Below are 24,597 nucleotides of genomic sequence, written 5' to 3'. Positions count from 1 at the left end.
CAACTTTAATATTTCAATAAGCCTGTTTTTCTAAGATGTGATTTCACCTCTATTTCAACTTCCATATCTTTATAAAGTTTTGGCCATTGTTCATATTGATCGGTACTAATCTTTCCTCGGAATCTGTTTCCAAATTGAAAAATGTCCGCTCCCTCTGGTTTCGTTACTTCAATTATTTCTTTTGCTTTATTCTCAATGATAGAACTTACCTTGTTTTCTAAATCATCTTTAGAAATTTTATTTAGGAAATTAGAATCAATTAAACTTAATTCAAGCGTAACCTTCAAGTGAACATGTGGTTTTCCATAGGAATTCAATCCAATTTCAGTATATTCTATTTTATTTTTCTGAATTCTAACATCAGCATTTTCAACAACCATTACTTCTTCTCCTCTTACATTTTGTGAGAGGATTGAATAACTTAAAAGGTTTTTTTGAGGTAAAATTCCAACCAAACGATCACCTGTGAAATATCCACTCCCTTCCATACTAATTGGTGTATCTTGCTGCTCATCTGCTCGAATAACCGGGACTAAGCAAGATTCTAAAGGGTTAGAAAAACTTCTATAAACTTCCCAAATTCGAATGTTACTTTTTATTGGGGAACCACCGGCTGATTCATCAAAAAAATTATTAAATAACATTCCTGCGGAATCACCTGTCTGTGCTTTGGAATGAAAAAGGGGAGGAAATTCGCCTTTAACGATGGCAAAGTTTGCGTCTACTGGAACCATTCTTGACCTGATTATAAACTCTAAATAAGGTAATAAACCTTTTTGTGAAAGCTCTTCATCCACCACTACTGTTTGAATTGATTGTAAATCTAGGCTCTTCGGAAGTTTTAATTTTATTTGATTGATTGCAGCAAACACAGTAGGGGCTGTTTCACGGACAATAATAAAAGGTTTATCGTCACTTCCTCCTGAACTTCCTTTCGTCATCGTTTCAGGTTTAGGAAACTTCATGTATACTTCTACATTGTCATCTTCTGCTGATTTTAGTCCTAGTACTACTGCTATCATTCGATTGTCTATGTCCTTCACATCCCAACACCCGGAGACCAGTAGAAGGAATGAAAAAATCAAGATGCTCTTTATGATAGGGCGAAATGGTTCTCTTTTCATTTATGACACCTTCTCTTTTTCCAGGTATACTGACCTACGATTATCATGGGCAGTAAAAAAGCAACAAACAATCGTAATGGAGATTCTATAACAACCCCTTGTCGTAACCAATCCCAGGAGGGAATAAATAAAGCAACAATGTAACTTAACCCTCCAATAATTAAAAGTATTTTTTTCTCTCCCCATTGAGGAAAAAAATTATGTATAGCCTTACCGATACAGTAATAAATTAGTGAGATTGTTCCAATCACATAAATCATCACAGAAGAAATATAAATAGCCGTTAAACTTTCTACAATTAACCAATAGTTGTTGACTGATGCCATTTTCAAAACATATGGGAACGTGATACTTCGTGTAAGCTCAGGTCCAAAAGTAAGAATAGGGAATAATACAATTGTGATAACGATCGGTAAAAAACATAAAGTGGCCCAAAAATATGATTTCCAAAGTTGACCAACTTTTTTTGCATATTTCCCTATCATTCCACAATAAATGAAACCAATCCAAATATAAGAGGAACCATAGAAGTCAGGACTAGTTAGAAAATCGAAAGATGATTTAAACCATGGTTTTCCCAGATAATAGTCAATATCTTGAAATCCTAAAATCGTTATACCAAACACTAGTGGTACACAGATTAATGAATACACACTTAACGTTCTCACAACGGAAGTAATACCTCCCATCGCTCCTAATAGAGGAATAACAAACAAACAACTAAGTACCCAAATTGGGGTCATTGGTAGCATTGTCATATTTACTAATTCAGCATGTGCACGGATCATTAAAGAGATACTGTTGAACCAGAATACCAATAATGGTAACAATAATAAAAATGATAATTTTTTTCCCATTAACAGAATAGAAATTTCAACAATATTTTTCCTTGGATAAGGTTCCATCATCTTACTATATAGAAACGCCCCAAACAAAGAAATCAGAAGCCAAAAAAGGACGGGTATCCAGTAGGCCTGATTTGTACTATTTGCCACTAACTCTGGATATAAAAAGAAAGACATCCCTCCAAAAAACACAGTTTGAATAATAGTATATTGCCGAGGAGTTATTGTTATTTCCTTATTGCTCATTACTATGTTCTCCTCGTATTTTTTGAATGAAGGATCTTACCAGGTTTTTTTAACTATTTTAATGGAGGACGAAAAATCACATTTAAAATGTCCCCTTTCGTATAAGGACCGATTGGACTTAAGTACGGTGTACCAAATGATTCTAATTGAGATAAATAAGTAACCATGACTGTAAAAGTAATCACTAATCCCAATAATCCAAACACCGAAGCAAATAAAGCCACAATGTACTTCATCATTCGATGTACCAATCCCATGTGATAGTCGACAACGATAAAATTCGATATGGCAGTCGCAGCTGTAATAATAACGACGAGATTACTTACAATATTTGCCTCAACAACGGCTTGCCCAAGTACAACACCGCCTACCATGGTCGCCGTTGGACCAATTGTTCTTGGTAATCGAACTCCTGCTTCTACAACTAAATCCATGATTAGTAACATACCAAGCGTTTCAATTAATACAGGATATGGAACCCCTCCCTACTTCCTGCTATCGATAAAGCAATCTCTAAACGGTTCGATTCGGTATTAACCGATGCTAAAGCAATATATATTCCTGGTAAGAGAACACTTATGACCAAAGCAATAAAACGAAGAGAACGCATAAATGTAGCTATTATTGGGGGTAAATAATAATCTTCAGTTGAATGCCAAAAATCAATAAAGGCTGTAGGCGCAATTAAAGTAAAAGGTGTGCCATTCATCATAATAATTACTCGTCCATCGATTAATGATGCTGCTACACGGTCTGGACGTTCTGATTGAAACAATAGCGGAAACATATTAAAACCTTTTTTGTTTGTGATTAATTCTCGTATTTGTCCTACGTCTTGTAGCCCATCGATATCAATATTTTCAAGTTCTTTTTTGATTTTATTTATAAGATCAGAATTCGCTATTGTAGATAAATATAAAATTCCGACCTTAACTTTTGATATTTTCCCGATATTTGTCTCCCATACTTTTAAATCCTCGGAATGTATCCTTTGTCTAATTAAGGCCAAATTGGTAGAATAATCTTCAATAAATGCATTCATAGGTCCTCGAATCACATTCTCAGACTGTGGCATGTCAACTGACCTATTTTTGGACTCTCCTATATCAAAAGCGATTCCATCTACTGATAAGGTAGAGCATATAATCGCTTTACCTTCCAATATTGCTTGAACATTTTCCGATGGGGTTGATTTAACAGAAAAATCTATCCCTAAAAAGGAATGAAATTCATTATTTATAAATCCTTTATTCGGATTATTTATTAAAAAGTGAATTCTTTCAGCGTTAACAAGAGTAGATAAAAAACAAAAATATACCTCTCCATAATCAGATGTTTCTCCAATTTGCATAACATTAAAATCTGCCACATCTTTAAAAGCTTTCTTTAACTCTGTCAACAATGATTCTTTACTCGTTTTCATAGATAATTTTTGTAATTCATTCGTTAAATTTAACGGTTTCACAAATATCACTTTACCTTACATCGTTTATTCTCTAAAATTTATGAGTCAATTGTGTTTAATAAAAATAAGTATAGATTAAGAAAATAATCCAATCTTTTATAGCATTTTTACCTTATTCACCTTCTTTATACATTAATGAGTGAAAGAGACCTTAAAGTTGATTAATAAAAAAGTAAAAAATAAAATGGCGATAAAGGAAGTGCTTCCTTTATCGCCATAAATAACATTAATCTTTAGATTAATACTTCCCTTTTTATACTCTTCTTCGTTTATTGCAGTTGTTAGCAAATTTCCCTTTTCCTTATTCCTTTTGTTTGGTATATCACGTTCACATTTAATTTATCATCTAGTAAAACGGTATTACCTTTTATACCCTAATAGACTTCATTTTTATACCTTTAAATATGGGTGAATAATAAACAAAAGAAAATATATTCCTATACCAACCATGATTGTCGTATTAAATCCATAGGACAGTGATAATATTGCTGATAACAACGAACCAACCACCGTCATTAATCCGTTTATTCCCCAGCTAACAGCAATCTCTTGTTCTTTTAATTGACTCACCCCGTATGGGAAGGGCATTCCAAGGAAAAATCCTAATGGCATTAAGAGTACAATTACAAACAAAATTCGTATTGATGGTTCGAGTGCGAGGTCAGAATGATAATAAATATTGATTAAGAGAAAAATTAGGGATGCAAATATAGATACCAGAATTAATGGCAAATAACGTTGTCTCCTCTCATTTTTCCATTTATGTGAGAAATAGCTTCCTATACCTCCAAATATGAGCAGGGTTCCAATCACCAACACAAAGGACAATACAGGATGTCCAATCGGTAAGGTAAGTCGCTGAATAAGTGTTATTTCAAGTAACATAAAGCCGATACCAATTCCTGCAAAGTAAATGTTTTTTTTAATAGATAATTTTCTTCGATAAAACATACTTGCTATAAGGGAAATTAAAACTGTTACCAAAAAAATTACCCATAAGGAAATAGGTATTCCATTCTTTTTATGATAAAAAAAAGGTTGATTATCTTGATTCGCTCGAATAGGAATGGAGTTTTCTTGTTCAATTTGGTCTAATTTTTTAATACCATTAATGTAGTAGGGAACATGGATTGGAATTTGCGATATTTCTGTAATATTTGCAAATAAGCCTTCAGCCTCTTCTTGACTTAATGGAGTTTTTTTTAATAAAATAAGTGGTCGTTCGATTGTATTAGAAGTACCTACAATATGTCCAAAAATATGGTAACTACCTACTACAATCATATGGTTTTTTATGTTTTTCTCTTTGATTCCTTGTTCTTTATAGTATTTCTTAGCACTATTTAAAATTTTCACTAATTCGATTTCATCGTGAAGAAGAAAGGCTAAGCGCCCATTATCCTCTAACTTCGCAAAATAATCTTCAATTGCCTCGTCTGTATAAATGAAATTTTCAGATAGTGACAAACCAAGTCCACTATCCGATTGCTTCGTTACTAAAGAAAGATAAATCATATCATATGTATTATTTGTTTCACGAACATAATTTCTACCGTCCGCAACAATGGTCTTTACGCCTGGACGGTCAAAAATATTACTAGAAAAAAAACGAAGTGCATTTACAGCATCAAAGCTACCTCGATTAATATCCAACGCTTCTATATGAGAAAAACCGGCCATTTCTGCTGTTAACACCTCTTGTCCTCCGCCGCTTCCAATAATTAATACACGATCATTTTTATCTATATTTCGAAAAGCAAGATCACTTGTATTAAACTTCAAATACTCTACGCTTTTCAAATTACCATTAAAACGTGATATAGGAGAAACCGCTCCTCCATCGATCGTCATGTATAAGAAGTCCTCATCCTTTGCATTATAAACATCTGTCCGAGAAAAAGAATCCCATTTGGTATAAACAATGTCCCCTTCTTGTTCAAAAAAAGTGGTATATGGACTAGTGTGATAAGAATGAAAACGGTCAGCCGTTAATAAAGGATGGAAAATATTAAAAGATATAAATATGAGCACAACGGTCATTGCTAGTTTTCCAACTTTATTCAAAGAATGAAAAGAGAAAACAAAACCACAAAAGAGTATCCCAAGTGCTAAGGTAAAAATCATTTTGATTGGCGATAACTGATTCATCAAGAAAATTACAAGGACCGTACCAAGTCCAGCCCCTAACAAGTCAGCAAAGTAGAAAAGGTGGATATGTCCACGCCACTTTCGAAATAAACTTGCTAACACATAACCGGTAAATAAAAACAATGTACATGACAGCATTGAATAGAAGGCTAGTCCTTGAAAGGGAATTAAAAACATTAATGCCGTAATCGTAATCATTATTATTACTTGGATTAATAACGTATTAGAATAAATTCTAGGGAAAATCCTTTCAAACTGATAAGCCAAATAGCCACCTAGACCAATACCTAAGGTAGCTAGAGAAATGACTAAAAAAGCATAGTTATAGTCTAATATCACTGCAAACAACCGTGTGAGGAAAATTTCATACATAATCATTGATAAAGCAAAAATAAATGTGATTGAAACATCTTTAAAAAGTTCCTTTTTCGTTATAAATATTAAAGTATTTGAACAAAGATTCATAACTAAGATAATGTCTCCTTCCTCATACAAAACCGTACATCGGCTAATATTCATTGGATCTAATATGGGACAGACAATTTGTTTTATTTGGAAATGCTGTATCATTTGCTTTCTTAATCACAATTGTTCTCCTTCCCTCTTTAAGGATTCCTTATTCATATGTTATTAAACTTAACTTTTTAACTTTTTAAACAAAAATTAAAATAGAATTATAAACTTGGAGCTCGTACAAAAATAGTACAGGGAGATTTAAAGTCTAGAGTGGGTAGCGTCAGACATGCGGTTACACCGTGTAAGCATTGGAGCATCGTAGAAATCCCGGCCTTCTACGGAATAAAGAGATAAAATTGCTTTTTTATTAAGTCACCCGTTTAACTGAATTTTCATTTTCCCGACCAATAAGTCCTTCCTGCCACATTTGATAAACGTAAAAAATAATAGCCATTATTGTCATTATTAAAATCGCTTCAAGTGGCGATAAGTTTCCATAACCAGTTGTAATTTTAAGTTTTTTCCATAAAGCTCTGAAACCAAACGAATATATACAATCTACAATCAAATTAACAACCAAATAAATCCAAAACTTTCGAAATGTGAAATAGAATATCCATATAGTCCCAACCCCAAAAACTCCGTTTACAGCATGAATTTGTGCTACGTTATCCCACCAAAAAAGAGTTTCGTTGTACTTCCAACTATCATACGCCCAAGCAATTTGGTACATTATTGTATTTACCACGGTGGCAAACAAGGCAACAGGTATATATCTACGAATTACTGAATTATTTAACAAAAATAAGGAAATCCAGGGTAATATAAAAAAAAACCATAAAACGACTTTTACCATCAATTGAGTCTCCTTTTTAGATTTATTTGTTAAAGTTTTCCCCTATTGTAAAATACTAATTCTTAAAAACCCTTAATCTATCCATTTTTTTAGTTATTCTGTCGAGTTAGCCTTCCAAACAGCGCCCAAAAAATGGCAATGCACCACAGAAAAGAAAATGGGATAACAAGCGTGAAAACTGATTCTACGGTTGTGAGAGGAAGGTCGATAAGCTATAATCCTTCTTTTGAGGCCATCCGTAAGTCTTGACTCCAACTTCAAATGATAATAAAGTTGTTTACTTTAAACAATATGAAGCCACATTCCTCCATTAAAAAGGGGATATAACTGATATAGATGTCGTAAAACAATTAGTAATATAATGACAGAAGCAGATTATATAGTTTGTTTAATATTCTTCACTGTGAGGAACTATAAAATTGATGAAGAAAGCAAATGATTTATTAAAGATTAGAGGAAGGATTGGAGTTATACAATGGACACAAGAAACCGAAAGAGGTCCTTCTTTGGCAATTAGACCGAACCAAGAAAGCTGTAATACGTTGGGCGAATGAAGTGGCTTTAATCTTAACAAAAGAAGTGGAACTTCTCCACATCACTTCGGTCTCCTTTTTGAAAAAGAGGTGAGTGATAATAAAAACCTTTAGTGGAACAAGACATTATGATAAAAACGCTTGGATTAATCCATGGCACTACCAAATGAAACAATATCACCAGGCATTAAAACAAGACATATTATACAAAATATGTCCTGAAAGGGAAACTGTTATGATAATACAGTGATTAAATTCTTTGGAATCATAAAATCAGAATTTCTTTATCTCAATGAATTTTAAAGTGTAAAACACTTTAAACAAGAACTAGCTCATTATATTGATTATTATAACAACAAAAGAATTAAGAAAAAAATTAAAAAGACTGAATCCAGTACAGTACCGGACCCAGTTTTTCTCCTTTATTCTTGATTTAAGCGAATAACTACACAGCTTTATCAATACATCCAATTAATCGTTCCTCAATGTCCTTTGCAAAATTCTTAATTGATTGATCATTCACCATTTCAATAAGTGCTGTTGGTTTCGGCATTCCGATTTTTGTATGACCAGCATCCTCATAAACGACAATTTTACAAGGTAAGAAATAACCAATCATTTGATTTTGTGATAAAACACGTTGGGCTTCATGTGGATTACATACTTCTAGAACACGATAGGATTGGTCAAAATCAAGGCCTTTCTCTTGTAATTTATCTTTTATATCAAATTGCCAAAGCACCCCAAATTTTTCTTCCATTAAGCTCTCCTCAAGTGATGCAATTGCTCCCTCAATTGTTTTAGTGGTTTCAACCGTGTAGTGAAACATTTAATCATCTCCTTTTTTTATTCCTCTTTATTATTTTCAATCAAGTTTTTATTAAACCGTCGTAGCCTTAATCGTATAAATTGATGGACCTCAACATCAAATCCATTGTTGCTCAATATCCCCACCATTTATTCCGAAGGAATCCTTTCATAAAGAGGTGGACCCATGCCCCCTCAACAGCATTGAATATCAAGCAACAAATAGGTGCGAGTTAAGAAACCTTTGACATTGATAAAAATAATCCTTGATATCTGTTTCGGTAACAAAAAACCTTTACAATAGGGGCATGTGGTTCTCCCCCCTTGTAAAGGTTCAATTGAAATGAGCGAAATGGCAATACAAATCCACTAGACTATTTGGAAAATAAATGTAGTTTATATCTCCTTGATATATCCTCCAAGATCTTTAACCCAGCAATACTATTACCTTTATCGTTAATAGACGGACCAATAATGCCGATCCCCATTTGATTCGGGGCTACCGCTAAAATGCCACCACTTACTCCACTTTTCGCTGGGACACCTATTTTCATCATGCATTCCCCGGATTGATTATACATGCCAGCTGTTAACATAATTGAAAGGACAAATTGCACAATTTCAGGAGAGACTTTCTTTAATTGACTCCCTTGACCAATCCCTCCCATAGCTAAAAAGAGACCAATTTTCGCCAAATCTGAACAGGTTACACTTATTGAACAGAGTCGAAAGTATAAATCTAACGCTTCTTCTACATCAGATTTGATTACACCTGTACTTTTCATGAAATACGCAAGAGAACGGTTTCGGTCACCCGTCTCTCTTTCAGATTCATATACACGCCTATTTAAAGTTACGTTCTCATTTCCTGTAATACGATATAAAAATTGACATACTTTTGAAAATCGTTCATTAACATTTTGACCTTTTATCATGGAGGCAACTGCTATCGCCCCAGCATTAATTAATGGATTAAGTGGTTTATGACTTTCTTTTGTTTCTAGTTCTGATACAGAATTAAATGGCTCACCACTGGACTCCATACCCACTATTGAAAATACTTTTTCGTGACCATGATCCTGAAGTGCCATGATTAAACTTATTATTTTTGAAATGCTTTGTATGGTAAACATTTCTTCACAATTTCCAACACTTATTATTTCACCGTTTGAATAGGCAATCGTTATTCCTAGGGTATTTGGGTTTGCATTAGCTAGTTCTGGTATATAATTTGCCAGTTTGCCACCTCTTATATAGTAACGATTCGCTTCCAAAATTTCTTCCAACTCATCACGTTTCATTTCTTTAACTTCCTTTAATTTATTATTCAAAATTGAAGGCCTCTATGAATTAAGAGGCCTTTTGTTGATCGAATTTTATTAGCCCGCACAACAAGATAACTTTGATACATCTTTTCCAAAGGTTAATACGGCTAGTTTTAATCCTTCACTCATTGTTAAATACGGACATAATGTTTCTTTTAGATCTTCAATGGTTAATCCAAATTGAATCGCTATTGTAGCCGCATAGATAATATCACCTGCATTTTCCGCAACAATATGAGCCCCAATTAATTTCCCTGTTTTTTCATCTGCTACTAATTTGAACACTCCTGTTGTTTCACGGTTCACAAGAGCCCTTGGAACAGCATCTAACGGTAGCACTGAGGTTTTAACTTCATACCCTTCTTCCTTTGCTTTCTCTTCTGTTAGACCTACAGATGCAATAGATGGGTTTGTAAACGTTACTGCTGGGACATAACGAAGATCAACTTTCCTCTTGGCAGCACCAATTGCGTTATCTGCAACAATAGCTCCTTCGTAAGCTGCAACATAAACAAACTGAGGTCCTAATGTAACATCTCCTGCTGCGTATATATTTGCATTACTTGTTTCGAGATAATCATTGACAATCACTTCTCCTCTTTTCCCTACTTTTACTCCTGCAGCTTCTAAATTTAATGAAGCGGTATTAGGGGTTCTACCAGCTGCAACTAATATTTGATCCGCTGAAATAACTTGTTCTTCCCCGTCCTTCTCAATGTGAATTCTTTTTTCATTCCCATTTTTTTCAACTCTTTTATAAGTAACGCCAGTTAACATATTAATTCCTTTCTCATTTAAAAAGGTTGATACGGCATCAGAAATTTCTGGATCAGACCCTTTTAGTAATCTTTCACTACGTTGCATTAATGTTACTTCCGAACCTAGATTATGGAGCATTTGACCTAATTCCATTGCGATATAACCAGAACCAATTACTGCTAATCGTTTCGGGACTTCCTTAAGCTCAAGTAAAGTTGTACTTGTTAAGTAATCGATATCTGTTAAACCTGGTATGTTTGGAGCCGAAGGAGAAGCTCCGGTAGAAATCATAAATTTTTTCGCTGTTTTTGTTTCCCCATTCACTTCAATCGCATTTTCTTTCACAAATCTTGCTTCACCTTGAATAAAATCAAAACCATACTCATCAATTAAATCAACATATTTCTTAGTACGGAGACCCTCTACTAAATCATCTTTTTGTCCGATAAGATCAGCTAAATTTACGGGGCCAGCCGAAGTTTGAAGTCCGTTAAACGGATTTGAGGTCGCCAAGTGATTGATTTCTCCTGCACGTAACATTGTTTTAGAAGGTACACAACCAATATTTACACAAGTTCCCCCAGTTATTCCTCGTTCCACCATAAGGACCTTGGCTCCCTTTTCCACTGCTTGAATAGCCGCAGAAAATCCAGCACCACCAGATCCAATAATTATTAAATCATACTCTCCATCATGTTGTTCAGTCGATTTCTTCCTGTCCTTTTCATCATATATAATTGCTTCATTTCCTGGTTTATATCCCGTTCCACGAACCGCTTCTTTTGCAGCGTTTAGTTTATTTTCCCCTATTTTAAAAGTTGCTTCACCTCTTCTAAAATCAGCTTCGGCATTTTTTGCCCCAGCCTTATTTAATGCTTCTATCACATGTTCCTCACACCCTGTACATGTCATACCCTCAACTGGTAGTCTCACTTTAATTAAGTTTTCGCTCATTTTAAAACTCCTTTCGTATTTCATGATTTTAATACCCAATAGATATATATTTTGTTTCTAAGAAAACTTCTATTCCTTCAATACCTCCTTCTCTTCCTATACCACTCTGTTTCATCCCTCCAAATGGTGCTTGTGCAGCAGAAGGAACACCATCATTCCAACCAATAATACCAAAATCTAACTGTTCAATAATTCGATTGGCCCGTTTATAACTTTCAGTAAACACATATGCGGCCAGACCAAATGGTGTATCATTTGCATATTGAATGGCTTCATCATCATTGTATATTTTTTGAATAGGTGCTATTGGACCAAACGTTTCTTCATTCATAATTAACATGTCTGGTGTAACATCTTTTAAAATGGTAGGTTGATAAAAATAGGTGTTGTTTTTCTCTTCTCCCTCTCCACCTAACACACATAAAGCTCCTTTTCCAATAGCATCATCTACATGGTTCTTTACTTTTTCATAAGCGTCTTGATTAATTAATGGTCCAATATCTGTATCTATAGACATAGGATCTCCAACTTTCAATTTAGCTGTTAACTCTTTAAATTTCAGAATAAAATCGTCATAGACTTTTTCATGTACATAAATCCGATTTCCTGCTATGCATGTTTGTCCACTATTTCGAAATTTTGATGCGAGTACCCCTTTTGCAGCAATATCTAAATCTGCATCTTCTAAAACAAGTATTGGAGCATGACCTCCTAGTTCTAATGACAACTTCTTGACCTGATCAACACTTTTTTGGATAAGTAATTTCCCAACCTCCGTAGAGCCAGTGAACGTAATCTTTCTTACTTTTGGATTGGTTAATAATTCATCACCTATTTCACTTGCACGGCCTGTAACCAAATTCACAACACCATTTGGAATTTCTGCCTCCTCACATAATTCAACTAAGCGAATCGCTGTTAAAGGAGTTTCTGTGGGAGGTTTAATAACGATCGTGCATCCAGATGCTAATGCTGGACCCAATTTCCTTGTAACCATTGCTGCTGGAAAATTCCATGGTGTTATAGCACCGACAACACCAACAGGTTGTTTTATTACTTGTAACCTTTTTCCACCTCGATCGGATGGAATCATTCTTCCATATACCCTTTTCCCTTCTTCCGAAAACCATTTAATAAATGATGCAGCGTATTTCACTTCCCCAATGGAATCATTCATTGGTTTTCCCATTTCTAAGGCCATGATTTCTGCAATCTCATTTTCATATTTGTTCATAAGTTGAAATAATTTTTCTAAATAATTTGAGCGCTCATAAACTGTTAATTGAGACCACGTTGGAAATGCATCAGATGCAGCATCAATTGCTTTTTTTGCTTCTTCAGTACCTCCTTTAGGAATCGTTCCAACAATTGTTCCATTTGCAGGGTTATAAACGGGGATTTTCTCTAGTTCTTTTCCTACCCATTGACCTGAAATGAACATGAATTTATTCATAAAACCCCACCTTTCAAAATTGAAACCTTTAACAAATTAACTCCCCTAATCGCTTTGTCAATTTAAGATTTTCACCATAATCTACTGGACAATCAATTAAAACAGGTTGATCTAATTTTAAAGCTTGTTGAAGGACTGGTTTTAGTTCTTCTGTCTTGTTAATCCGAAAAGCCTTAGCTCCATAAGATTCAGCAAGTTTAACAAAATCCGGATTACCAAATTTAATATGTGATGCCCGATTAAATGCTTTCATTTGCTTCCATTCAATGAGTCCGTATCCGTCATCTCTCCATAGTAAAATAACAATAGGTAATTTTAGGCGCACAGCTGTTTCGAGTTCTGCACTTGTCATTTGAAATCCCCCGTCCCCACAAACTGCAACAATTTTACGATCTGGATAAACCAGTTTTGCCCCAATCGCTGCAGGTAATGCAATTCCCATAGACGCTAAACCATTTGAAATTAACATCGTGTTTGGCTGATAGCAATGATACATCCTAGCTAACCACATCTTATGTGCCCCTACATCCGATAACACAATATCGTCTTCTCCCATGACAGAACGAAGATCGGAAATAATTCGTTGAGGTTTTAAAGGGAATTCTGTATCATTTTCATATTCTTTAAGTTCATCTAGCATATTTTTTCTAAGCCTAGAAATCCATGGACTTATTTCTTTTCTTTCAGGAAGAGAATCTGTTATCTTTTCTAAATTACTTGCAATATCACCAATAACATTTAAATTTACTGGATAATGAGAATCTGTCTCAGCCTCAGTTGTATCTATATGTAGAATAACTTTGTCTCCAGTAGGGTTCCAATTAACTGGTGGATATTCTGCCATATCAAACCCAATTGTAATAATTAAATCAGCATTTTCGAAACCACATGTGATGTAATCCTTCCCACCTAGCCCAGCTGTAAATAAACTCAGCTCATGAGTCCATGGTAAAGCTCCCTTCCCCATAAAGGTATGTGTAACAGGAATGGAGTATTTTTCCACCAAAGTTATCAATTGTTTAGATGCATTTCCACGAGTGATTCCATTTCCAGCAAGAATCAACGGATTTTTAGCATTTGTTATTTCATCTTTAACTTTCTCAATCACTTCATCACCTGCTTCAGACAATTGATGCTCAACCTTAAATAAAGGAGGTTGTTCTTCAACGTCTATGGCTGCAATGTCTTCAGGGATATCAATATGTGTAGCCCCTGGCTTTTCTCCAGAAGCAACATGAAAAGCCTTACGAATTACCTCTGAAATGATTTCTCTACTTTTTATTGCAGCATTCCATTTTGTAACAGGAGCATACATAGAGATTAAATCATAATACTGATGCGATTCTTTGTGTTGACGATCTAACCCGGCTTGCCCTGTAATTGCAACGATTGGGGAACGATCCATATTGGCATTTGCTACGCCAGTAAGTAGATTGGTTGCACCAGGCCCCAATGTAGATAAACATACTCCAGGTTTTCCTGTTAAACGCCCATATGTCCCTGCAATAAAGGCTGCACCTGTTTCATGTCTCGTTACAATGAATTCAATTTTAGAATCTAATAAGGCATCCATAATATCTAAATTTTCTTCACCAGGGACTCCGAATATATATTCAACTCCTTCATGTTCTAACATTTTTACGATAAGATTCGCTGTTCTCATCCTACCCAACCTTTCAAAAAAAGAATTTGTAAACGGTTATCTATTGTTAAGTAATTAATAGAATTTGTTTATCTATGACTATTGTGTTACATAACCTTAAAATTATTTCATTTATAATAAACCCTTAACTTAAAAGTTAAAGAAACGGTTATTGCCTTTTTTAAAATGATTTTAGAGGTTGAATACATCAGGCATCCCAGGATTGAATCTATATTACATGCTTCTTATTTATTTGGAGTGTATATTTAGGGGTTCTTAATGGATATAAGATAAAGGGATATAGGCCAAAGGAATTCCTTGTTAGCTAGTACTTCTAATGGAAAGATAATGATCAGTACAAGAGTCTTTTATTTATGGGTTTGGACATATTAACAGTGGAGGTGATAAAAGTGGAAAAAGATAATTCTTTAAATAGTGAAAAAAACATTTTACCTATAAACAATGCAAGTCGTCTACAGGATGTAGCTATTGCGGGTATTTCAGTTAATGGTGCAGCAACAGATAGCAATGACAGTGATATTGACCGTCCTGTTTATCATTTCAATGAAAATCGAAAAATCAAAGAAAATGACAAAAAAATCCCTCATCAATAGTTAAACTGACTCACATAAATAATAAATAGTAAAACACTTATTCCAGCCTGGCTTCCAATTTCGATTGGAGCCTGGTAATTAATACGATAGGGACTATAATAAATCAGGTCTAGTATGCGTATCCCCGGCCTTTGTTTGATTTTGAAATACACAAAAAATGTTTAACTTAGAATAAAGGAGAAAATAAACATAGTGAATTATCATGTAAGACACAGGGAAACTATAATATCTAAAAGATAAAGGAGTATTTTATGATAAGATCTTTTCAGATTATCGAAAGACCAGATACAACTAGTCGAGAAATTGGTGAAAAATTCAAAAAAAGATTATTAGAAGAAGGAATCCAACTAAATAATTCACCCGACTTGGTCGTTTCAATTGGTGGGGACGGTACAATGTTAAAAGGTTTTAAAGAATTTTATACGGAATCCACCTCTTTTGTGGGATTACACACGGGAACATTAGGATTCTACGCTGATTGGCAAGCTGATGAAGCAGATTTACTATTAGAAAAAATCATGAATGAGGATCCAATTCTTGACAGATGCCCACTAATAAAAGGAGAATTCGAGCTGGAATCAGGAGAAAGAAAGTCCTTTTTAGCCTTAAATGAAATTGTCATAAAAAGCAAATCCATTTCAACGATGGTGTTAGAGGTGGAAATAAATAATGATCATTTTGAATCGTTTAAAGGTGATGGGATCATTATTTCTACCCCCTCTGGATCTACTGCATATAACCATTCATTATGGGGAAGTATTATTCATCCCACAATCGAAGCAATGCAAGTCACAGAAATTGCTTCCATTAACAACAGTGTATATCGTACGCTAAATCGCCCACTTATTTTACCAAAAGAACAACCTTTAACACTACATATACCAAAAACAAACAAGGAGATATTGTTAGGAATAGATGGAACCGAGTATAATCTAGGAATAATAAAAAGAATCGGGATAAAGGTTGCTGAAGAAAAAATAAGCTTTGCGCGATATAGACCCTTCCCTTTTTGGAAGAGGGTGAAAGAAAAATTTTTGATAGAAACAGATATCCATAAATAAGAAAGCACCAAAGGGTACAAACCCCTAAGGTGCTTTCTTTTAATTAACGTAAAAAGGAGACAACGATTGCAAAGGCTAAAATTCCCACTGTCAAGAACAAACTATTTATTTTTGTTCTGCCTTTTTTTGTACACCCTTCGAACTCTTGTTTTTTAGTGTTATCTTTTGAGTCCTTAAACATGTTTGGATTGATACAACACATTTATCTCACCTCAATTAGAGAAGGTTTTTTTCTATCCTGCACAACAAGATAACTTTGAAACATCTTTATCAAAAGTTAACGCAGCCAACTTTAATCCCTCGGCCATCGTTAAATAAGGAGCAAGTGTAGATTTTAAATCATCAATTGTTAAACCAAATTGAATCGCAAGTGTAGCAGAGTAAATGACATCACCGGCATTTTCGGCTACAATTTGAGTACCTATTAATTTTTGTGTATTCGCATCAACCACTAGTTTGAACACACCTTTTGTTTCCCGATTGACAAGTGCACGTGGTACTGCATCTAATGGTAATACAGAAACTTTAACATCGTACCCTTTATCCTTTGCTTGCTTCTCTGTTAATCCTACGGCGGCAATGGAAGGATTCGTAAACGTTACTGCTGGAACAAAACGTAAATCAACAGTACGTTTGCCTAATCCAAGAGCATTTTCTGCAACAATTCCACCTTCATATGCTGCTACATAAACGAATTGTGGTCCAAGCGTCACGTCACCAGCTGCGTAAATTCTTGGGTTTGATGTTTGTAAGTATTCGTCTACAAATACTTCTTGACGATTTCCAATTCTTACACCGGCTTTATCCAGATTTAAAGATGATGTATTCGGTGTTCTGCCAGCTGCAACTAAAATCTCTTCTGCCTCAATAACCTTTTCTTCTCCATTAACTTCAAGATACACCCTTTTCAAGCTACCCTCTTGCTCAACTTTTTTGTAAGTAACCCCTGTGATAAATTGTAAACCTTGTTCTGTCAATGCTTCATCAATTGCCTCTGAAATTTCTGGATCATATTCTTTTACTAAACGTTCACCTCGTTGCATAAGTGTAACTTGAGAACCTAAATTGTTAAATAGTTGCCCTAATTCCATCGCAATGTACCCTGATCCAATTACAGCAAGACGTGAAGGTACTTCCTTTAATTCAAGTGCTGTTGTACTAGTTAAATAATCAACATCATCTAATCCTGGGATATTAGGAATTGTTGAAGAAGCGCCAGTAGCAATCAAGAACTTTTTAGCTGTGATTGTTTTACCATCTACCTCTATTGTTTGTTCATCAACAAATTTAGCTGCTCCTTTTATTAACTCAAAACCATATTCGTCAATTAAATCAACATATTTTTTGTTTCGTAAACTTTCTACTAAATCAGACTTTTGTTCTGTAAGTTTATTTAATTCAACTGGACCTGCAGATAGATTTAAGCCATTGAATGGATTTTGCTTTGCAAAATGATTGATTTCTCCGGCACGTAACAACGTTTTTGAAGGTACACAACCAATATTGACACATGTTCCACCAATCGTTCCACGTTCCACCATTGCAACCTTTGCACCTTTCTCTACAGCCTTAATGGCAGCTGAGAAGGCAGCCCCGCCAGAACCAATAATTAAAAGATCATAATCTCCTGTAAGATCATCTAGTTGATTTTCATTACCTGTTAAGATTTGTTCTTCTCCTATATCATAACCGGTTTTTTTTATGGCATCTTTGGCTTGGTCAATTCCTTGCTCGTTTATTTCAAACAAAGTTTCTCCTTTTTGAAAGCTTGTTTCAATATTTGCTGCTCCAATCTCTTGTAAGGCTTTCGTCACATGTACCTCACAACTTGTGCATGTCATTCCCTGAACCGGTAATATAACTCTAATGTTTTTTTCAGTCATTAAAAACTCACCTTCCATAAATAAAATGTGATTACTCTATTTATATTATAATATCTTAATATGTTATTGCAAATGTTTTGTTTCAACATATTAAATTATTGTGTTGCATATTGTTAAATAGTATATAGAATTCATTGATTTGGAGGTGGATATACTTGTTTATTTATACTGTAAAGGAAGGCGATTCTTTATTTTCCATTGGAAGGAAATACGAAGTTTCTTATCAGTCAATCATGACTCTAAATGGAATTACAAACACAAATATCGTTCCAGGGCAATCAATTGCTATTCCTCAGTCTGTTTACAATGTTCAACCGGGAGATAGTTTTTATACGATATCCCAAATGACTTATGTTCCTGTAGAGTCTTTGATGGCCACAAATAATTTTTGGAATCCTTATCAATTAACCGTTGGAATGAGGTTGAAAATTCCTGAACTTCCAAGCTATCCAATAAATAGTATGGGATATGTTACCATTCGTACACCTGAAAAAGATAAGGAACTCATTCAGTTATTATCACCACTCATTAGTTATATACCATTGTTCGAATATCACTTCTATCGTGATGGGTCGTTAAGCGATTTAAATGATGAAACAGCGATTCAAACAGCTAAAAATAATCATTCAGCTCCCATCGCAACCATAACAAATTTGACAGAATCAGGGTTTAGTGGGGAGTTAGTTCATGAAGTACTTAATTCCCCTGAGTTAAGAAATAGATTAATTGAAAACATTTTCTCGTTACTATCAACAAAACAATATATGGGAGTAAACATAGATTTTGAAGGGGTTCATGCGGACGACAGAGATTTATTTTCTGGATTTTTGAGATTATTGAGCGAAAGATTAAAGCCACATGGATATATCACCTCTGTTGCTATCCCACCAAAAACAAGTGACGAGATTCCGTGGCTTTTGGGGTATGATTATGGAGGGATTGGTTCTGCTGTAGACTTAGTTTTTATTATGGCATATGATTGGCACCATGCAGGTGGTGTGCCTGGACCTGTTGCCCCCATTGAACAGGTTCGAAATACGATTGAGTATGCAATCAACCGAATGAATAGCAAAAAGGTCATTTTAGGTTTTCCGAGGTATGGATATGATTGGACATTGCTAGAAGGTAATGAGTATAGTGGGAAAGCAATTTCTTCACTAGAAGCAACTAGGCGTGCAATGAATTATCAGGTACCTATATTTTATTCTCAGCAACATCAAGCTCCATGGTTTCAATACCAAGACAATAAAGGAAGAACACATGTGGTCTGGTTTGAAGATTCTCGAAGTTTTGCAGCCAAAATGCTATTAGTCCGTGAGTATAGGTTACGTGGTATGGGTGCATGGCAGATAGGACTTGAGTTCCCACAAGCCCCGTCATTAATGTTAAAATTTTTTAATATAAAGAAGGTTATTTAAGTATTGTACAAAAAACATTAATCATAGTAGAGCAGAAAACAGGAATTAGATATTGCCTTCTTGTCCTTTTGTTTCAGGGTGTTCCTCATTAGGGTATGAAGATGGGGAGGCTATTCCCTTTTCCTGTTTTCAATTCAAAATTATAGTGGATCACTTTCATAATCTTCACATCCAGAGCAATAATTCATCCTTTGAATTGAAAATTCCTCTCTTAATACTTTACACTCATGCAATTTCACCTGCTCTAAAATAAACACAAAACTATTTTTCACCATTGGAAATAGATTTTTCGTTTTTATAAAAAGCATAGAATGTTAAACCAATAAAAATAGCTAATACAGGGAAAAGTACGTAATCTAAATATCCTGTGAGTGCCCCTAGTCCAACTGATCCTAATAAAATTAAAAGGACAGGAGTGAAACAACATAAAAATGTTACAACTGTCCCAACCACACCTGTTACTAGAAGCCTCTTCTTTTGTTTTTTCACCTTATTTATCTCCCCTTATATTTTCATTAATTAAAAATCAAATCATTCAAATATTATGATATATTAATGTGTTAAGTAAAAATGTAATCCTGCTTACATTTAGATTCTCTTAAAATCATGAATTTGTACAAGGGTTTCAAAACATCTCCTTGTTTTTAGTGAACCTTTATAAATGAGGGAAAGTTAATCCGTAGGATAACTTGCATGCTTGTGCCAACTCATTGATTCCTATCTTCTGATTTTTTTTTTTGAAAATTTTCAAAGAAAAAATCAAGACGATTATAGCTAATAAGATAATGAACCCCCAATTATTGTCTAATGAACTTATATATAACCAAGTCATCACAACCATTGGTGGTATAATACCAATTGCAGTTGACCATGTAAATTGCCAAAAAGTAATTGAAACGAAACCTGCACCATAATTTAATAAATTAAATGAAAATAACGGGATGAGACGTAGAATAAACAAACCAAAGGTCCCATTCATATTAAACCATTGGTCGAATTTGTCGAGTTTTTCCTTAGAAATAAATTTTTCTACTAATGGTCTCCCATATAAGCGTGCTAAATAAAAGGATAAATAAGCTCCTAACATAGAGCCTATCCAAGTATATAAAAGTCCTAATGTAAAACCGTAAATATAGACGTTTGCAAATAAAATGATTTCTGAAGGAATAAATACGATACTGTGTAAAACCATTAAAAAGACTGCAAAAATCGGTCCTAAATTGCCAAGTGATTTAATGTAATATTTTAAATTTTCTAAACCTTGGGTCGAAAAAAGATTTATAATTAAATTCCTAATAGATGGAATCGTTAGAATCGTTAAAATAAATATAGTGACAACTATTAAAATAATCCACCGATAACTTTTTATACTAAACTCTCCCCTCTATGCTTCATTAATTTTAGAAAGTTAAGGGAACGTTTTTAATAAAAAAATCGGACAGTTAAATTCCTGCCCAATTTACATTCTTATGCACTGACTAATATGATGTGCATTATCATTGACAAGTTGCGTAGCAAGGTTCAAAATCTCTCGAACCCTTTCATCTTTGATTTGATAGTAAATAAATTTTCCTTCTTGACGAGTACTCACATAACCACACCATTTTAGACACGCTAACTGATTAGATACCTGTGCCTGCTTCAACCCAAGCTCATCCATCAATTCCGTAACATTCATTTCTTTTTCCAAAAGAGATTGAACTATTTTAAACCTTGTGGGGTTCGATAATCCATGAAAAAACTTTGCATACAATTCAGGTGCAATATTCTCTTGAAATTCAAGATTAGAGTCCATGTTTATCCTCCTTAATAATTAATTATCATCATATTATATTATTATGATACCACTTAAAAAAATCCTGTTCAAATGAACTTTTATTAACAAACAACACAAACTCATCTACTATACTTGGGTCAAATTGTGAATTCGCACAATCTAACAGCTCTTGTAACGCATCACTTATGGTCTTCTTCTCTTTGGTATAAATCCGATTAACTACCATAGCATCAAAAGCATCAACTACACAAACTAGTCGAGCTTCATATGGAATATCTTTTTTTGATAATCCTTTTGGGTACCCCTCACCATCCCATCTTTCATGATGAAATTTAATAATATTGACAATACTGTTGGGAAATGAACAAGGTTTTACAATTTTTCCACCTATATTAGGATGCTCCTTTATCAGGTTATATTCCATTTTGGTTAATGGCCCAGTTTTCTTAAGAATGCTATCATTGATCATTAACTTTCCTATATCATGTAAAAGAGCACCCACATGTATATTGGAAGTAGTAGCTAAATCAAGTTGTAGCCAATCTGTAAATTTTTTGGAAAGATGGCCAACCCTTTGTGAATGATAAAATGTAATGGGATCTTTAGCAAATAATTTTTCCATCATATTAGTTGTTTTTGAATCGTCACATAATGCATTTACCATATCTAGATACTTCTCACTTCCGTTTTTCACTAACCATTAACTTATCATAAATACTTACTTTATTCCGACCGTTTTCTTTACTATGATATAGTGCATAATCAGCTTTCTCAATTAATTTATCGATTGATGTATTGTTAGGGGATAAAAATGAAATTCCAATCGAAATTGTAACAATTGGTTCAGTTTCTTCCATGATTCGTTTACGTATTCTTTCCGCTATTTCAATTGTCATAGATTGACTTACTCTCGGTAATAAAATAATAAACTCTTCTCCGCCATATCGTGCAAAAACATCAGTTGTTCGAATATTATTTTTTATTACTGAGGATACTTGTTTTAGTATTTTATCACCAATCTGATGACCGTACGTATCATTAACTTTTTTAAAGAAGTCAATATCTAGCATTAGTAAAGACAGTGATTCCCCTGATTCTATCGCTTTTTGAATTTCAAGTTTACCTTTTGATTCTAGGTATTGACGAGAATAGGCTTTAGTAACTGGATCGATCATTGCTAACTCTTCCATTTGTTCGTAGGCAATTGCCTCCGCCAAGGCGTTTCCAGCTTGTTGTGCCAACATCTGAAGAATCCAAATTTCTTCAGCGAAAAAATCTTTTGGCTTATCAGACAACAGGTTAATAACACCTAAAATGCGACCGTGATTAATAATTGGAGTTATCGCTACTCCTATTATCTTGTTTAAATCTGCATGTTCTTGAATAGCTCTTGAGTCCTTAGTTACATCTGAAATACCGATAGGTTTTTTATTTTTTATCACCCATCCATTTAATCCTTGATTTGAATTAGTCGTATACATTTCCCAAAACTTCCTAGAAGTTTTTGTAGAAGCCCTTAAATTCAATGTCTCTGTGACTGGGTCGTACAGAAAGATTTCACAATCAAATTCTTGACCGAACGTATTTTTTGTACCATCCGCTATGATTTGAAGTCTATGATCCAGCTCCATACGTTCTGTAAAGAGATGACTTATATGTTCAAGGATAGAAAACAAACATGCTTTTAGTGCGTTTCCGATCGCAATTGATGCTGTATTTGCTACAGAACTAAAAAAGAGTTCCTGTGATGGAGATAAGTCTTTTAAAGTATGTTCTAGTAAGATTACCCCCAAATTCATAGATTCAAATGTTAATGGAATAAAAATGTATGAATTATTTTGTATTTTCAACTCTAAATCTTTAATCCCTCTTTGATCCAGAATGTGAATGTTATTATGTTCCGCTATATAATTTTTCGCGTGATCAGAAGGTCGAAATACAAATTGTGACGGGAATTCACACCGTTGTTTACAAACATCCCAAGAACCTTCAATCGTAATCAACTGACAATCCATGCTACCAGTAATAATTTTAATATTACTTAAAGTATCTTCTATACTTTTTGTTATAGTTGACTCCAAAACCTCACCCCCATATTACTATCCATCTGATAAAAATGGTCAAAGGTCGAATCCATGATAGTTAACATTTAAGGTTAAAACTTAAACATTTAATAAATGACCCATTTTTTCTTGCTTAGTATTCAAGTACAAATCATTATGCTCATTTGACTGTATTAATAATGGAATACGTTGTAACACTTCAATATTATTATCTTTTAACTCTTTTATCTTTTGAGGGTTATTCGTTAAAATCCGTACTTTATTAATACCGATATCTTTCAGTATATAGGCAGCAGGTTTAAAAGTTCGCAAATCTGATGGAAAACCTAACTTTTCATTTGCTTCTACTGTATCATATCCTGCATCTTGAATTTTGTAGGCAAAGTATTTTTGCGTTAAACCAATTCCTCTTCCTTCTTGTCTAAGATAAATTAATATCCCACCGTTTTCTCCTATGATCTTTAACGATTCATGCAATTGATCACCACAGTCGCATCTTAATGAGTGAAATAGATCACCTGTTAAACATTCTGAATGAATACGGAGAATAACGGCATCATTTAATTTCGTTTTTTCATGAACCATTAAGATATGCTCTTTTCCTTCTCTATCTTTATAAATACTTGAAGCAAAATTTCCATATTTAGTTGGTAGTTGGATTTCGATTTCCTTTTTCACTATTTTTTCCCCACCTTATTCTGTGATACTTATATAAAACATGAGTTTAAGATAAATTATATCGTTTAAGGCTATTGTTTTTTTTCTGAGGTATTTAAATTTTTAATTAAATACCAAATACTTAATCCAAATATTACAGCGAAAATTGCAGTAAGTATGCCTGTATATTGTGCGAGTACTGATCCGAATGCTGTACCTGCTAACAATGGTATAAATATTACTAAATGACAAGGACATGCAACTAGGGCAATTAACCCTGCAAAGATAGTTTTAATAGATGTTTTACTTTTCCCTTTTGTATTGTCATCACATGATTTACAAAATAATTTAGTCATTATTATCAGTTCTCCTTTTATAGATCAACTAAATTTTCTTATTACCCAAATTTGTATAATAAAGAGAAGCTTTTATGAAAATCTTAATACACCTTATATATCATTATATTAAATTATTTTAATATGTCAATTGTTGATGATTAGTTCTAAAAGAA

Annotated in this window: 20 protein-coding genes and 2 pseudogenes; 4 read left to right on the top strand and 18 right to left on the bottom strand. The window is 34.0% G+C overall.

Annotated elements, in window-relative coordinates:
• Nucleotides 1-5 precede the first annotated feature (5 nt).
• The 5 genes and pseudogenes from E3U55_RS11955 to E3U55_RS11930 form a co-directional block, all read right to left on the bottom strand.
• Nucleotides 6-1,124 (bottom strand): Ger(x)C family spore germination protein, encoded by a 1,119-nt coding sequence (locus E3U55_RS11955; protein WP_134340712.1) that lies wholly within the window; start codon nucleotides 1,122-1,124, stop codon nucleotides 6-8.
• Nucleotides 1,121-2,215 (bottom strand): GerAB/ArcD/ProY family transporter, encoded by a 1,095-nt coding sequence (locus E3U55_RS11950; RefSeq protein WP_134340711.1) that lies wholly within the window; start codon nucleotides 2,213-2,215, stop codon nucleotides 1,121-1,123. The genes E3U55_RS11955 and E3U55_RS11950 overlap by 4 nt, the downstream gene beginning before the upstream one ends.
• A 53-nt stretch (nucleotides 2,216-2,268) precedes the next feature.
• Nucleotides 2,269-3,566 (bottom strand): annotated as a pseudogene (locus E3U55_RS11940) (spore germination protein).
• Nucleotides 3,567-4,070: 504 nt separating this feature from the next.
• On the bottom strand, nucleotides 4,071-6,293 hold the full coding sequence (locus tag E3U55_RS11935) for a spermidine synthase family protein (protein WP_134340708.1): 2,223 nt from the start codon (nucleotides 6,291-6,293) through the stop codon (nucleotides 4,071-4,073).
• Between the two features lie 358 nt (nucleotides 6,294-6,651).
• A complete protein-coding gene (locus E3U55_RS11930; protein WP_134340707.1) occupies nucleotides 6,652-7,140 on the bottom strand; it encodes a hypothetical protein in 489 nt (162 codons plus the stop codon).
• A gap of 687 nt (nucleotides 7,141-7,827) precedes the next feature.
• Between E3U55_RS11930 and E3U55_RS11925 the strand changes: the two are divergent.
• A pseudogene (locus E3U55_RS11925) lies at nucleotides 7,828-8,118 on the top strand (IS3 family transposase); the annotation flags it as partial.
• Here E3U55_RS11925 and E3U55_RS11920 read toward each other — a convergent pair.
• The 5 genes from E3U55_RS11920 to E3U55_RS11900 all read right to left on the bottom strand — a co-directional run bounded on the left by E3U55_RS11920 (nucleotide 8,119) and on the right by E3U55_RS11900 (nucleotide 14,634).
• Nucleotides 8,119-8,502 carry a DUF302 domain-containing protein gene (locus tag E3U55_RS11920; RefSeq protein ID WP_134340706.1) on the bottom strand — a complete coding sequence of 128 codons (384 nt, stop codon included), beginning with the start codon at nucleotides 8,500-8,502 and terminating at the stop codon, nucleotides 8,119-8,121.
• 352 nt (nucleotides 8,503-8,854) lie between these two features.
• Nucleotides 8,855-9,811: a glutaminase A gene (gene glsA / locus E3U55_RS11915; RefSeq protein WP_228547552.1), complete on the bottom strand. Its 957-nt coding sequence runs from the start codon at nucleotides 9,809-9,811 to the stop codon at nucleotides 8,855-8,857.
• Nucleotides 9,812-9,859: 48 nt separating this feature from the next.
• Nucleotides 9,860-11,518, bottom strand: coding sequence for a mercury(II) reductase (gene merA / locus E3U55_RS11910; protein WP_134340705.1), 1,659 nt, complete (start codon nucleotides 11,516-11,518; stop codon nucleotides 9,860-9,862).
• 28 nt (nucleotides 11,519-11,546) lie between these two features.
• On the bottom strand, nucleotides 11,547-12,971 hold the full coding sequence (locus E3U55_RS11905) for an NAD-dependent succinate-semialdehyde dehydrogenase (RefSeq protein WP_134340704.1): 1,425 nt from the start codon (nucleotides 12,969-12,971) through the stop codon (nucleotides 11,547-11,549).
• A 28-nt stretch (nucleotides 12,972-12,999) separates the two neighbouring features.
• On the bottom strand, nucleotides 13,000-14,634 hold the full coding sequence (locus E3U55_RS11900; protein ID WP_228547551.1) for an acetolactate synthase large subunit: 1,635 nt from the start codon (nucleotides 14,632-14,634) through the stop codon (nucleotides 13,000-13,002).
• Between the two features lie 389 nt (nucleotides 14,635-15,023).
• Between E3U55_RS11900 and E3U55_RS11895 the strand changes: the two genes are divergently transcribed.
• Entirely contained in the window at nucleotides 15,024-15,227 is a 204-nt protein-coding gene (locus tag E3U55_RS11895; RefSeq protein WP_134340702.1) for a hypothetical protein, read from the top strand.
• 251 nt (nucleotides 15,228-15,478) lie between these two features.
• Nucleotides 15,479-16,288, top strand: a complete 810-nt coding sequence (locus E3U55_RS11890) for an NAD kinase (protein WP_134340701.1) — start codon at nucleotides 15,479-15,481, stop codon at nucleotides 16,286-16,288.
• 233 nt (nucleotides 16,289-16,521) lie between these two features.
• Here E3U55_RS11890 and merA (E3U55_RS11885) read toward each other — a convergent pair whose 3' ends face one another.
• Entirely contained in the window at nucleotides 16,522-18,171 is a 1,650-nt protein-coding gene (gene merA / locus E3U55_RS11885) for a mercury(II) reductase (protein ID WP_134340700.1), read from the bottom strand.
• 155 nt (nucleotides 18,172-18,326) lie between these two features.
• Between merA (E3U55_RS11885) and E3U55_RS11880 the strand changes: the two genes are divergently transcribed.
• The gene (locus tag E3U55_RS11880) at nucleotides 18,327-19,589 is read left to right on the top strand and encodes a glycosyl hydrolase family 18 protein (protein ID WP_134340699.1); all 1,263 of its coding nucleotides are present in this window, start codon (nucleotides 18,327-18,329) and stop codon (nucleotides 19,587-19,589) included.
• A 261-nt stretch (nucleotides 19,590-19,850) separates the two neighbouring features.
• On the opposite strand, the gene merF is transcribed toward E3U55_RS11880, so the two are convergent.
• The 7 genes from merF to E3U55_RS11845 all read right to left on the bottom strand — a co-directional run bounded on the left by merF (nucleotide 19,851) and on the right by E3U55_RS11845 (nucleotide 24,442).
• The gene (gene merF, locus E3U55_RS11875) at nucleotides 19,851-20,078 is read right to left on the bottom strand and encodes a mercury resistance system transport protein MerF (RefSeq protein ID WP_134340698.1); all 228 of its coding nucleotides are present in this window, start codon (nucleotides 20,076-20,078) and stop codon (nucleotides 19,851-19,853) included.
• A gap of 166 nt (nucleotides 20,079-20,244) precedes the next feature.
• Nucleotides 20,245-20,781 carry a TVP38/TMEM64 family protein gene (locus E3U55_RS11870; protein ID WP_134340697.1) on the bottom strand — a complete coding sequence of 179 codons (537 nt, stop codon included), beginning with the start codon at nucleotides 20,779-20,781 and terminating at the stop codon, nucleotides 20,245-20,247.
• A 267-nt stretch (nucleotides 20,782-21,048) separates the two neighbouring features.
• A complete protein-coding gene (locus E3U55_RS11865) occupies nucleotides 21,049-21,384 on the bottom strand; it encodes an ArsR/SmtB family transcription factor (protein WP_134340696.1) in 336 nt (111 codons plus the stop codon).
• Nucleotides 21,385-21,412: 28 nt separating this feature from the next.
• Complete coding sequence (locus E3U55_RS11860) at nucleotides 21,413-22,030, bottom strand: HD-GYP domain-containing protein (RefSeq protein WP_134340695.1); 618 nt, start codon at nucleotides 22,028-22,030, stop codon at nucleotides 21,413-21,415.
• A gap of 13 nt (nucleotides 22,031-22,043) precedes the next feature.
• Complete coding sequence (locus tag E3U55_RS11855) at nucleotides 22,044-23,447, bottom strand: sensor domain-containing diguanylate cyclase (RefSeq protein ID WP_134340694.1); 1,404 nt, start codon at nucleotides 23,445-23,447, stop codon at nucleotides 22,044-22,046.
• 81 nt (nucleotides 23,448-23,528) lie between these two features.
• On the bottom strand, nucleotides 23,529-24,107 hold the full coding sequence (gene ribA, locus E3U55_RS11850; RefSeq protein ID WP_194840904.1) for a GTP cyclohydrolase II: 579 nt from the start codon (nucleotides 24,105-24,107) through the stop codon (nucleotides 23,529-23,531).
• Between the two features lie 71 nt (nucleotides 24,108-24,178).
• Entirely contained in the window at nucleotides 24,179-24,442 is a 264-nt protein-coding gene (locus E3U55_RS11845) for a hypothetical protein (protein WP_134340692.1), read from the bottom strand.
• Nucleotides 24,443-24,597: the final 155 nt, after the last annotated feature.

This window comes from Filobacillus milosensis, assembly GCF_004402015.1.
GTDB lineage: Bacteria > Bacillota > Bacilli > Bacillales > Alkalibacillaceae > Filobacillus > Filobacillus milosensis.
Note: the sequence above shows the minus strand (reverse complement) of the source record. Positions and strands in the feature narration are given on the sequence as shown.